The organism is Kribbella sp. WER1, assembly GCF_054189145.1.
Map to the genome: position 1 here is coordinate 6,946,229 of NZ_CM135186.1, position 12,773 is coordinate 6,959,001.

A 12,773-nucleotide genomic window follows, 5' to 3' on the forward strand; every position below is an offset into this window, starting at 1 on the left:
CGTGGGAATTCTGAGCGCTGCCGTCGCGGCGGCCGCTACTTCCGGGCTCGAGCGTGCGGCCGAACAGCTGCCGAAGGAGAACCGGGAGCCCTTCGAGCGGACGAACCACCGCGGTGAGCCGGTGACGCTGCTCGAGGGACCGGGCGCGGTGCTGGGCGCGCTGGCCGGTGTGCTGGCCGCCCGGGGCAGCAACAAGGTCAAGGCGGCCGCGGTCGTGGCTGGCGCGGTGTCGGGCGCCGTCGGGGCGTACGACGACCTGCGCGGGACCACGCAGGCGAAGGGTTTCCGCGGTCACCTGAGCGCGTTGCAGCGCGGCGAGGTGACGAGCGGTGCGGTGAAGATCCTCGGGGTCGGCGCGGCCGGTCTCGCGGCCGCGGCGTTGCTGCCGCGGAAGTCGCGCGGTGCTAAGGCCGTCGCCGGCGTGATCGCCGACGGCGCGCTGATCGCCGGTACGGCGAACCTGACGAATCTGCTCGATCTCCGTCCGGGGCGTGCGCTCAAGGCGGTCACCGCGGTGAACGCGCCGATGGCCGTGGTGAGCGGTCCGGCCGGTGCCGTCGTCGGTGCCGCCGCGGCCTCTGCTCCGGCCGACCTCGGCGAGCGGGCGATGCTCGGCGACTGCGGTGCGAACGGCCTCGGCGCGATCACCGGTACGGCGCTCGCCGCGTCGCTGCCGCGTCCGCTGAAGACGCTGGCGCTGGCGCTCGTCGTCGGCCTCAACCTGGCGAGCGAGAAGGTCAGCTTCACCAAGGTCATCGCCGACACCCCTGCCCTCGACAAGATCGACCAATGGGGCCGACGACCCCGGTGAGTGAGGACGCCCCGCAGAGCAGTTCGGTGGGCGGGCGGGTCGCGCAAGCTGCGTTGGTGGTTGCCGGTGTCACCGTGCTGGCACGGGTTGTCGGTTTCGGGCGCTGGCTGGTGTTCTCGAAAACGGTCGGCGCGGGTTGTCTGGCGGAGGCGTACACGACGGCAAACCAGCTGCCCAACATCCTCTTCGAGGTCGTGGCGGGCGGAGCGCTGGCCGGTGCGGTGATTCCGGTGCTGGCCGGTCCGGTCGCCCGCGGGGACAAGGCCGCGCAGGGCCGGATCATCGGGGCGTTGCTGTCCTGGTCGTTCGTCCTGCTGGCGCCGGTCGCCGTGCTGGCGTGGCTGCTCGCCGGCCGGTACACCGACGCGATGCTCGACCCGGGCGCCGAGTGCGGCAGCTCCACGGCGACCGCGACCCGGATGCTCGCGATCTTCGTACCGCAGATCTTCGGGTACGCCGTCGCGGTGGTCGCGACCGCCGTTCTCCAGTCCCACAAGCGTTTCGCGGCGGGTGCGCTGGCGCCGTTGATCTCCAGCCTGGTCGTGGTCGCAACGTACTTCGTGTTCGCGGCCGTTGCCCCGAACGCGGACCAGGCGTCCCGGGGCGCCAACGACGTACTCGCCTGGGGTACTACGGCCGGCGTGCTCGCGTTGGCGCTCACCGTGCTCGTTCCGATGCTCGTACTGCGCCTGCCGATCCGGCCGACGCTCAAGCTCGACCCCGGCGTCGGGCCGGTACTGCGGCGGCTCGCGCTCGCGGGGCTCGCCGTACTGATCGCGCAGCAGCTCACGTTCGTCGTCACGACGTACCTGGCCAACCACCGCGGCGTTGCGGGCAGCATCGCCGTCTATACGTGGGCGAACGCGATCTACCTGCTGCCGTACGCCGTTCTGGCCGTCCCGATCACCACGGCCGTCTTCCCGCGCCTGGCGGCCGCCTTCGAGGCAGGAGAGGGCTTCGACCGGTACGCCGCCACCTCGACGCGCGCCGTGATGCTCGCGGGCGGCGCGGGAGCGGCCCTGCTGATCGGTACGGCGGTACCGGTCGCCCGGATCTTCGCGTACGACAACGGCGCGGTCCAGGCGGGTAAGGCGACCTCGCTGGCCAACGGCCTGCTGGCGTTCGCCCCGGCTGCCATCGGGTTCGCCGTACTCATGCACCTCGGCCGGGTCCTGTACGCGCGCCACTCGGGGCGTGAGGTCGCCGTTGTGACCTCGGGCGCCTGGGTACTCGTCGCAGTGGCCGGTGTGCTGCTTACGGGCCACTGGGACGCCGTACCGGCGTTGGCAGCAGCCATGTCGATCGGGATGGTCGTCGGCGCGTTCGTACTGCTGCTGGTGCTGCGTAGGGAGGCCGGGCCGGGCGTACTGGCCGGTGTGCCGCGTGCGCACCTCACAGCGCTCGCAGGCGCCGTGCTAGCCGGTGCTGCGGGCTGGGCGGTCGCCCTGCCCGCTGGGCACGGTGGAGTCGCCAAAGCCGTCCTGTTCGCGCTCCTGTCCGGGCTCGCCGTTGTCGTCGTGTACGCCGTTGTCGTGCTTGCATTGGACCGCGCGGACGCGCGCGCCCTCCTACGACGGGAGAAACCATGAGGATCGGGCTGCTGCTCGCGGAGTCGCGGGGCGGGATCGGGCAGCACGTTGCCTCGTTGGTGCCGCGGTTCGTGAGCGCCGGGCACGAGGTTGTGGTGTGCGCGCCGCCCGGTACGTCGGAGCACTTCGACTTCGCGCCCGCGACCGTGGTGACCCAGACGACCGGGTTGCGCGGGTGCGATGTGATCCACGCGCACGGGTACCGCGCGGGCATGGCCGCGCTGCGCGACAGGTCCCGGCTGCGCCCGCTGGTCGTCACCTGGCACAACGCAGTGATCGCACCGGGGCCGAAGGGTCTCGTGATGCGCATGGGTCAGCGGCTGGTCGCCCGTGGCGCCGACCTGACGTTGGGAGCCTCCAGCGACCTGGTGGAGCTGGCCAAGAGCCTCGGCGCCAAGAACGCCCAGCTGGCGCCGGTAGCCGCTCCCGCGATGCCCACGGTCCGTACGTCGCGCGCGGCCGTGCGCCGGGAGCTAGGGCTCCGCGAGCAGCCCGTCGTACTCACGGTGGGCCGGCTGGCTCCGCAGAAGGACTACCCGACGCTCCTGTCGGTGGCTGCTCGCGTCCACGAGTCCACGCCGGACGTGGTGTTCGTGGTGGTCGGTGACGGGCCGCTGCGGGACAACCTGCAGGCGCGGATCGACGCGGAGCAGCTGCCCGTGCGGCTCCTGGGGCATCGGAACGACATCGCGGACCTTCTGGGAGCCGCGGACGTGTTTCTGCTCACGTCGCACTGGGAGGCCCGCGCGCTGGTCCTCCAGGAGGCGATGCAGGTCGGCGTACCGGTGGTGGCGACCGCGGTCGGCGGGGTGCCCGAGCTGGTCGACGACAGCGCGGTGCTGGCGTTTCCAGGCGACGCGGACGGCCTCGCGGACGGCGTACGGGCGGTTCTGTCCGAGCCGGACACGGCGAACGCTATGCGGACACGAGGCCGCGAGTTGGCCGCCAGATGGATGGACGAGGACGCGGTGGCAAAGAATCTCCTCGACATCTACGCGGGTCTCGTCGCGACCGGTGCTTGACACGAGGTAGGCTGGAGGCCCGTGGACAGGGCTTCGAATTCCCAGCAGACCAAGCACGTATTCGTCACCGGTGGCGTGGCATCCAGTCTCGGCAAGGGACTGACAGCGTCCAGCCTCGGCAGTCTGCTGACGGCGCGGGGCATCCGGGTCACCATGCAGAAGCTGGATCCGTATCTGAACGTCGATCCGGGCACGATGAATCCGTTCCAGCACGGCGAGGTGTTCGTCACCAACGACGGCGCCGAGACCGACCTCGACATCGGCCACTACGAGCGCTTCCTGGACCGCGACCTCTCCCAGGTCGCGAACGTCACCACCGGCCAGGTGTACTCGAGCGTGATCGCCAAGGAGCGCCGCGGCGAGTACCTCGGCGACACCGTGCAGGTGATCCCGCACATCACCAACGAGATCAAGGAACGGATGCTCGCGATGGCGGGCCCGGACGTCGACGTCGTACTGCACGAGATCGGCGGCACCGTGGGCGACATCGAGTCGCTGCCGTTCCTGGAGGCGGCCCGGCAGGTCCGGCACGACGTCGGCCGCGACAACGTGTTCTTCCTGCACATCTCGCTGGTGCCGTACATGGCGCCGAGCGGTGAGCTGAAGACCAAGCCGACCCAGCACTCGGTGGCCGCGCTGCGCTCGATCGGTATCCAGCCGGACGCGATCGTCTGCCGCGCCGACCGGCCGATCCCGGACAGCGTGAAGCGGAAGATCTCGCTGATGTGCGACGTCGACGTGGAGGCCGTGGTGGCCGCCGTCGACGCGCCGTCGATCTACGACATCCCGAAGGTCGTGCACGCCGAGGGCCTGGACGCGTACGTCGTCCGCCGGCTGAACCTGCAGTTCCGCGACGTCGACTGGACCCGCTGGGACGAGCTGCTCCGGGTCGTGCACCACCCGAAGGACGAGGTCACGGTCGCGCTGGTCGGCAAGTACATCGACCTGCCGGACGCGTACCTGTCGGTCGCCGAGGCGCTGCGCGCGGGCGGGTTCGACAACGACGCCCGGGTGAACCTGCGCTGGATCGCCTCCGACGAGTGCGCGACCCCGGAGGCCGCGGCCCGGCTGCTCGGCGACGTGGACGCGATCTGCATCCCGGGCGGCTTCGGCGTCCGTGGGATCGAGGGCAAGATCGGCGCGATCCGGTTCGCCCGCGAGCAGGGCATCCCGATCCTCGGCCTCTGCCTCGGCCTGCAGTGCATGGTGATCGAGGTGGCCCGAGACCTGGCCGGGCTCGACCAGGCGAACTCCAGCGAGTTCGACCCGGACGCCGAGCAGCCGGTGATCGCGACGATGGAGGAGCAGAAGCACATCGTCTCCGGGACCGGTGACATGGGCGGCACGATGCGGCTCGGTCTGTACCCGGCGAATCTGGCCGAGGGCTCGATCGTCCGCGGCCTGTACGACGCGCCGTCGATCCAGGAGCGGCACCGGCACCGGTACGAGGTGAACAACGCGTACCGGGACAAGCTGGAGGCCGCCGGGCTGGTGTTCAGCGGGCTGTCGCCGGACCACGAGCTGGTCGAGTTCATCGAGCTGGACCGGGCCATCCACCCGTACTTCGTGGCCACCCAGGCGCACCCGGAGCTGAGGTCGCGGCCGACGAAGCCGCACCCGCTGTTCTCCGGGCTGGTGGCGGCCGCGCTCGATCGGCAGCGCGAGTCCCGGCTGCCGGTGGAGGACCCGAAGCCGGCCGCCGCGTCGAAGAAGGCCACGGTCAAGGCGTGATGAAGGACTACCCCGAGCTCCGGTTCGGCGCCGGCCTCGCCGACCGGCCGGAGCACTGGCCGGTGTCCGCCTCCGAGGTGGTGCACGAGACCGGCCGGGTGATCGCGGTCCGCCGGGACACCATCGAGCCGCCGGACGGTACGCCGTTCGTCCGCGACGTCGTCGTCCATCCCGGCGCCGTCGGTGTGGTGGCGCTGGACGAGAACAACCGGATGCTGCTGGTCCGCCAGTACCGGCACCCGGTCGGCCACAAGCTGCTGGAGGCACCGGCCGGGCTGCTCGACGTCCAGGGCGAGCAGTACCGCCTGGGCGCCGAGCGCGAGCTCTGGGAGGAGACCGCGACCAAGGCCGCCGACTGGCGGGTCCTGGTCGACGCGTTCACCTCACCGGGCCTCACGAACGAGGCGGTCCGGATCTTCCTGGCGCGCGACCTGTCGCCCGCGGACGAGACGTTCGAACGCGAGGCCGAAGAGGCCGACATGGAGACGGTCTGGGCCCCGCTCATCGACGTGGTCGGCGCCGTCCTGGCCGGCCAGCTCCAGAACCCGATCCTGATCATGGGCGCGCTGGCCACCTGGACGGCGCTGAACGGCCCGGGCTTCGACACCCTCCGCCCCGCCGACTCTCCCTGGCCTGCCAAGGATCACTGAACTACGCGGAGGTCTTGACCGGTCGCGGTGGGTACGGGTATTTGTTGCTGACAACGATGTCACCCATCCGTGAAGGTTGGTCCGCCCATGCGTCGTTCTGCTTCGTTGATGCTTGCCGGGGTCGTGGTTGCTGCCCTCGCTCCGGCCGCCCATGCCGTGCCCTCACCGTCACCGTCACCGTCGCCTGCGTCCGCTCGTCCGACGACCGCGACGCCGCCTGATCCACTGGCCGCGCGGATGCTGGGGCCGGAGGTGGTGGGGAAGAGCCGGATCACCTCTCCTTCCGTGGATCCGACCGAGCACGTGGACCCGTTGGTGGGGACCTCGAACGCCGGGGACACGTTTGCGGGTGCGGTGATGCCGTTCGGGATGTTCTCGTTCAGTCCGGAGACGAGCCGGGGCAACGCGTACCGGACCGCGGCGCCGGGCGGATACCTGTACTCGGCGACCAAGATCCGCGGGTTCAGCCTGACCCACATGAGCGGGACCGGCTGCGCGGGCGGGTCGGGGGACATCCCGATCTTCCCGCTGGCCGGAGCGGTGACGTCGTCGCCGCAGAGTGACGCGAAGGACGCCGTGTATGCGAGCACCTTCAGCCACGTGAACGAGGTCGCGAAGCCGGGCTACTACAAGGTCGGTCTCGACTCCGGCGTGACGGCCGAGCTGGCGGCGACGACCCGGACCGGTTCGGCCGCGTTCACGTTCCCGGCGGACAAGGCGAAGACGCTGATGTTCCGGACGTCGAACTCCGAGGTCGGGTCGAGCGACGCGCGGATCGGCATCGACCCGGCGCACCGGACGGTCAGCGGCTCGGTGACCAGCGGCAACTTCTGCGGGTACCTTGCCAGCGTCGGGCAGCGCAGCTACTACACGCTGCACTTCGTCGCCGAGTTCGATCAGCCGTTCAAGGACCAGGGCACCTGGACCGACACGACGGTGACGCCCGGCAGCACGAGCGCCCGCGGCGGGACGACGTACGGCAAGGACGGCTGGATGCCGGCGGACAAGGGTTCCGGTGGGTACGTCGGGTTCGACAGCGACCGGGTGACGATGCGGATCGGCATCTCGTACGTCAGCGACGCCAACGCGCGGGCGAACCTGCGCGCCGAGAACCCCCGCGGTACGTCGGTCGGCGTGACGGCGCTCAAGGCGAAGCAGGCCTGGCGTCAGCAGCTGGACCGCATCGACGTCACCGGTGGTACGACGGACCGGCGCACGACGTTCTACACCGCGCTGTACCACTCCCTGCTGCATCCGAACGTGTTCAGCGACGTCAACGGTCAGTACTGGGGCTTCGACCAGAAACCGCACAACCTGTCCCGCGGTCAGCGGGCGCAGTACGCGACCTTCTCCGGCTGGGACGTGTACCGGTCGCAGCTGCAGCTCCTGACGCTGCTGGAGCCGCAGCGGGCCGGTGACATCGCCCAGTCGCTCTACAACCAGGCCTCACAGAACGACGGCGTCTGGGACCGTTGGACGCACGCTTCGGGCAGTACTGCGGTGATGACCGGTGATCCGTCCGCACCGGCCGTGGCCGGGATCTACGCGTTCGGCGGCACCAACTTCGACGCTCGCGGCGCATTGCGCTCGCTGGTGAAGGCCGCGACCGTACCGACCGCGAAGGACCTCAGCTCGGCCGGGAAGCCGGTGATGTCGATCGGGCAGCGGCCGTCGCTCGACAAGTACCTCGCGCTGCACTACGTCCCGACCAAGTCGAACGCGTGGGGCGGCGCGGTCGAGACGCTCGAGGACGTGACGGACGACTTCGCCCTTGCCCAGTTGGCAAAGCGCACCGGCGACGGATCGACGTACCAGAAGTTCCTGGGGCGGTCCCAGTACTGGCAGAACGTGTTCAACCCGGACAACGGCGGCTATGTGCAGAACCGGGACGACAACGGCGCCTGGCCGGCGTTCACGCCGTCGACGAACGACGGGTTCGCCGAGGGCAGCAGCGCGCAGTACACGTGGATGGTGCCGCACAACCGGGCCGGGCTGATCGACGCGATGGGCGGTACGGACGCCGCGAACCAGCGGCTGGACGCGTTCTTCAAGAACCCGGACGGCACCTGGGCGCTGACCGGTGCTGGCGATCTGCACGCGGAGATGGCCAACGAGCCGTCGATCAACACCCCGTGGATCTACAACTACACGGGCCGCCCGTACCAGACGCAGGAGACGTTGCGGCAGGCAATGAACCAGCTGTGGAACACCAGCACCGGCGGGATCCCCGGGAACGACGACCTGGGCGCCATGTCGTCCTGGTACGTGTGGACCGCCCTCGGGCTGTACCCGGACGTGCCGAGCCGCGCCGAGCTGCAGGTCGCCGCTCCGCTGTTCGAACGGGCCGTGATCCACCGCGACGGCGGCAGGACGATCCGGATCAACGCTCCCGGCGCGGACGCGCAGTACGTGCAGTCCTTGAAGGTGAACGGGAAGTCCACCAACCAGCCGTGGCTGCCGGAGTCGTTCGTTCAGCGTGGCGGGACCTTGGACTTCACTCTTGGTACGACGGCCAACAAGAGCTGGGGCACTGGGCAGGCACCGCCGTCCTGGCGGACCGGGGAGATCCCGTTCCAGACCTCTACCGACACAAGCCGCGTGGTTGTTGCTCCTGGCACCACCAGCGCGCCTGTGACACTGCAAGCGCACCGACTGAGTGGAATCGCGCAGGACGTCACCTACACGATCAACACACCGGCCGGTCTGACAGCAACGCCGGCCACTGGCACCTTCCATGTAGACCAGAAGGGAAGTGCGGCGGTCACTATTACTGCTCCGGCCGGCACGGCTGACGGCCGCTACCCGGTGACCGTACAGATGAAGGCAGCCGACGGAACTGCCTTGCCACAGGTCGGTTTCACCGTGGTTGTAGGTCAGCCGAACTCCTTCTTCGTCCTACGCGAAGGTGTAGGCATCTCTGACGACAACGGTGACCACACCGAGGCCGACTACGACGGTGGCGGCGTCAGCTACTCACGTCAGGCGCTGGCGGCGGCAGGCCTCACGCCCGGCGGTACGGGCACCGGGCAGGGCCTCGGCTTCACGTGGCCCGACGTACCGTCCGGTGACCCCGACAACGTGCCCGCCGACGGCCAAGTGCTCAACCTGAACCTGCCCGCCGGTACGACGAAGCTGTCCTTCATCGGCAGCGCCGTCAACGGCAACCAGCAGACGACAGCCACCCTCAACTACGCGGACGGTACGACGTCGCCGGTGGACCTGTCCTTCAGCGACTGGACCCTCGGCGGTGGCGGCGACACCCTGCACTACGGCAACGTGATCGTCGCGACCACGCCGTACCGCAACGAGTCCGGCGGCGGCAAGGACAACGTGACGACCCACATCTTCGCCACGGCCCCTGTCACGCTGACGCAGACCCCGGTGAGCATCACCCTCCCCAAGAACCGGGACCTGCGCCTGTTCACGCTCGCCAGCGGGTGACTGCCTCGCCGCCGCCCGCGGCCAGGGCGGCGGCGACCTGGCGGGCGTTGGCGGTGAACTCGTCGGTGGGGATGGCGGGGAGCATGTCGTCCCAGATCGCGATCATCGCGCCGCGGAGCTGCATCATGCCGAGTGGACGGGCCTGGAACCACAGGTGGAAGTGCTCGCTGCCGTCGCCCCAGCGGTTGAAGTGGGTGCGGGCGACCGGGGCCAGGTCCTGGATGGCCTTCGCGACCCGCTGGATCGCCGGGCCGAGGGTGGCGGTGAGTTCGGGCGGCAGGTTGTCCAGCCGGTAGTGCTCGCGGGGCTCGAGGATCGCGACGAACGGCAGGCCGGACGGCTTGAAGGCCTTGAGCTTCCACTGGTCGTCGCGCCAGATGACGTCGCGGTCGGGCTCCGTACACGACCTGCAGTCGGTGCCGCCCTCGCCACCCCGGGCCGGCTCGGGCAGGACCGGCTCGGCCAGCGGCACCACCTGGACGTCGCCCTCGAACGGGAAGAACGGGTGGCCGACGAGCGGCTCGGCGGACATGCGCTCGCCGTACGGGAGCCGGGCGGTGGTAGTCGGAGGTCATGACCGCACTCTGCCGCAGCGTCGTCGGGGCGGGGAAGTTTCGGCCGTCGTTTCAGTGGTTGACGGGGCGACGGGCCAGCGGTCAGGCTGCGGGGAATCGATTTCCGTGAGGTGACTGATGGAGCTGAGGCGGCGGACTGTGGTGCTGGGTGGACTAGGGCTGGCAGCTACCGGGCTGACTGGGCTGACGGACCTGACTGGCCTGACCGGGCTTCCGGCGGAGGCGGCGGCGTTGGCCTGGGTCGGGGCAGGGCCGTTGCGGCACGTGTACGACCCGACGCCGGACGGGCCGCCGTACGAGTACATGAACGACCACTGCGTCATCCAGGGACCTGACGGCACCTGGCACCTGTACGGGATCATCGGCGACTCCGCGCCACCCGGCAGCTTCCCGGACGGCGCGAAGGAGATCCACTTCGCGCACGCGACCGCGCCGGCGCTGGACGGGCCGTGGACGACGCAACCGCACGTCCTGACCGTCGACCCGAACTACTACGGCGAAGTACACCTCTGGGCGCCGCACGTGATCGAAAGCGGCGGCACGTACTACATGTACTACGCCGCCGGCGGCAACGGTTGCGCGATCAACCTGGCGACGTCGACGGACCTGTTCACCTGGACACGCATCCCCCAGGGCCCGGTCTTCCGCGGGCTGGTCGCGCGGGACCCGTACGTGACCCGCGTCGGCGACCAGTGGGTCATGTATTACTGCGAGTTGAAGGACTGGAAGTCGAACCACATCGTCGCGGCGCGCACCAGCACGGACCTGATCCACTGGAGCGCTGCGCGAACCGTCTTCACCGACCCGAGTACGGACGCGAACGCATCGGTCACGGAGTCGCCCGTCGTTGTCGAGCGCGACGGCACCTACTACCTGTTCATCGGCCCACGTTTCGGGTACGTCGGTACCGACGTGTTCCGCAGTACCGACCCGTTCAACTTCCAGCTGTCCAGCTACGCCGGACACGTGCCCGGGCACGCGATTGAGGTCGTCGGCGACCACGTGACCGCGGCCGGCTCGTTCCAGCACGGCATCTACCTGGCCGACCTGCAATGGCGCAGTACGCCGCCTGTCTGGCACAGCCCGGACAACCCGGCCGCGGGGCTGAACCCGCAGGGTGCCATCGAACTGTTTGCCCTCGACAACAACCACCGGATCGTCCGGAGGGTGCTGCCGGGGGACTGGGAGCTGTTCAGCGACGAGGTCACGACCGTGCCGACCGTTGGCCGCAACACGGACGGCAGGCTGGAGCTGTTCACGGTCGCGAAGGACCAGGGCCTCATCCACCGCGTCCAGCGGGCTGACGGGACCTGGGGCGACTGGGAGGTGTTCGGAGGCGCGGCGGGTGCCGCACCGACCGTTTCGCGCAACGCCGACGGCCGGCTCGAGGTGTTCGCGCTCGGACCGGCAGGGGCGTACATCACGCACCGCTGGCAGAACGGGGGCGGCTCTACGACCTGGAGCGACTGGGAGAACTTCGGTGGCGCGGCCGGAGCACCACCTGTCGTCGGCGTGAATGCTGACGGCCGCATGGAGGTCTTCGCGCTGGGCCCTGGCGGGGCTTACGTCGCACACCGCTGGCAGAACGCGCCCAACAGCGGCTGGAGCTCCTGGGACACCTCGTTCGGCGGACCGGCTGCTGCGCTCAGCACGGTCAACCGGGACGGGCGTGGGCTGTTGAACGTGTTCGCGCTCGCTCCGGTGAGTACCGGCGTACACCGGAGAGTGCAGGCCGCTCCGAGCGGTGGCTGGGCCGGCTGGCAGCAGGCGGACTCGTGGGCCGACGCGGCCGCGCGTACGGCGGTCAACGCGGACGGGCGGCTGGAGATGTTCTGTATCCCGCCCGGCGGCGCGCAGATCACCCACCGCTGGCAGACGACCCCGACCAGCGGTGCGTGGAGCAACAGCGAGGTGTTCGACCCGCAGCCGGTCGCGGCGAGCCCAACGGTGATCGTGGACGCGAGCGGCCGTCAGCACGTGTTCGCCGTGTCACCGGACGGCGTACTGCGCGAACGGATCCAGGTGACCCCGAGCAGCGGCTGGGGCCCCTGGCAGACGTTGCCAGGAGCCCCCATCCTGCCGGTCCCGACGGGCCACCCGTCCTAGCCGGCTAGCGGAGTACGGTCGCGAGGGCCTCGTAGCCGGGGAGCAGGTCGACGCCTTCGTGGCCGAGGAGCTGGATCGCGACGTGGTCCGCGCCCGCGTCCAGGTGTGCCTTCAGGCCGTCCGCGACCTCGACCGCGGAGCCGTGCAGCACCATCGCGTCGACGAGCTTGTCGCTGCCGCCGTTCGCGATGTCCTCGTCGCCGAACCCGAGCCGCTTCCAGTTCGCGAGGTAGTTGCTCAGCTGCAGGTACGGCGCCAGCCGGTCCCGCGCGGTCGCCCGGGCGATCTCCGGGTCGGTCTCCAGGACGACCGCCTGCCCGGGCGCGATCAGTACGCCGCCGCCGAGCGTCCGGCGGGCCTCCCGGGTGTGCTCCGGGGTGGTGAAGTACGGCAGCGCGCCGGCCGTCCGCGCGCCGGACAGCTGCAGCACCTTCGGGCCGAGCGCCGCCAGCGCCCGCCGGTCGGCCGGCACCTTCTCGTCGTCGAGCGCGTCCAGGTACGCCACGATCGTCCGGTACGGCGACGCGTACTCGCCGGTGCTCTCCCGATGCCCGATCCCGACGCCGAGCAGGAACCGCCCGGGGTGCTCGTCCTCGAGCCGGTGGTACGACGCCGCGACCTCGGCCGCCGGCGACTTCCACATGTTCACAATGCTGGTGCCGACGGCAACCGAAGACGTTGCGGCCAGCAACACCTCGGCGTCGCGCAGGCCGGCCTCCGGCGAGCTGCCCAGCCAGAGCGTGCCGTACCCGGCGCGCTCCAGTCCGGCCGCGAGTTCCGGTCCGTAGTGCTGCGCCGCGTGCCAGACCCCGTAGCGTCCCAGTTCCATCGCCACCGCGTGCTCCTCT

The 12,773-nt window shown here is 70.2% G+C and carries 9 protein-coding genes; 7 read left to right on the forward strand and 2 right to left on the reverse strand.

Annotated features, from left to right (window positions below; translation table 11 throughout):
- Position 1: 1 nt before the first annotated feature.
- From ACXJJ3_RS34075 to ACXJJ3_RS34100, 6 genes are all read left to right on the forward strand, one after another.
- On the forward strand, positions 2 to 811 hold the full coding sequence (locus ACXJJ3_RS34075) for a hypothetical protein (protein WP_458165992.1): 810 nt from the start codon (positions 2 to 4) through the stop codon (positions 809 to 811).
- Positions 790 to 2,400: a murein biosynthesis integral membrane protein MurJ gene (murJ, locus tag ACXJJ3_RS34080; protein ID WP_458165994.1), complete on the forward strand. Its 1,611-nt coding sequence runs from the start codon at positions 790 to 792 to the stop codon at positions 2,398 to 2,400. The genes ACXJJ3_RS34075 and murJ overlap by 22 nt, the downstream gene beginning before the upstream one ends.
- Entirely contained in the window at positions 2,397 to 3,422 is a 1,026-nt protein-coding gene (locus ACXJJ3_RS34085; protein ID WP_458165995.1) for a glycosyltransferase family 4 protein, read from the forward strand. The genes murJ and ACXJJ3_RS34085 overlap by 4 nt, the downstream gene beginning before the upstream one ends.
- A 21-nt stretch (positions 3,423 to 3,443) precedes the next feature.
- A complete protein-coding gene (locus tag ACXJJ3_RS34090) occupies positions 3,444 to 5,153 on the forward strand; it encodes a CTP synthase (protein ID WP_458165996.1) in 1,710 nt (569 codons plus the stop codon).
- Entirely contained in the window at positions 5,153 to 5,803 is a 651-nt protein-coding gene (locus ACXJJ3_RS34095; RefSeq protein ID WP_458171975.1) for an NUDIX domain-containing protein, read from the forward strand. The genes ACXJJ3_RS34090 and ACXJJ3_RS34095 overlap by 1 nt, the downstream gene beginning before the upstream one ends.
- 87 nt (positions 5,804 to 5,890) lie before the next feature.
- The gene (locus tag ACXJJ3_RS34100; protein ID WP_458165997.1) at positions 5,891 to 9,244 is read left to right on the forward strand and encodes a GH92 family glycosyl hydrolase; all 3,354 of its coding nucleotides are present in this window, start codon (positions 5,891 to 5,893) and stop codon (positions 9,242 to 9,244) included.
- Here ACXJJ3_RS34100 and ACXJJ3_RS34105 read toward each other — a convergent pair.
- Complete coding sequence (locus ACXJJ3_RS34105; protein ID WP_458165998.1) at positions 9,225 to 9,776, reverse strand: hypothetical protein; 552 nt, start codon at positions 9,774 to 9,776, stop codon at positions 9,225 to 9,227. The genes ACXJJ3_RS34100 and ACXJJ3_RS34105 overlap by 20 nt on opposite strands.
- Before the next feature lie 160 nt (positions 9,777 to 9,936).
- Between ACXJJ3_RS34105 and ACXJJ3_RS34110 the strand changes: the two genes are divergently transcribed.
- Positions 9,937 to 11,925 carry a family 43 glycosylhydrolase gene (locus tag ACXJJ3_RS34110; protein WP_458165999.1) on the forward strand — a complete coding sequence of 663 codons (1,989 nt, stop codon included), beginning with the start codon at positions 9,937 to 9,939 and terminating at the stop codon, positions 11,923 to 11,925.
- Positions 11,926 to 11,929: 4 nt separating this feature from the next.
- Here the strand turns inward: ACXJJ3_RS34110 and ACXJJ3_RS34115 are convergent, their stop codons facing one another.
- Positions 11,930 to 12,754, reverse strand: a complete 825-nt coding sequence (locus ACXJJ3_RS34115; protein WP_458171976.1) for an LLM class F420-dependent oxidoreductase — start codon at positions 12,752 to 12,754, stop codon at positions 11,930 to 11,932.
- Positions 12,755 to 12,773 lie beyond the last annotated feature (19 nt).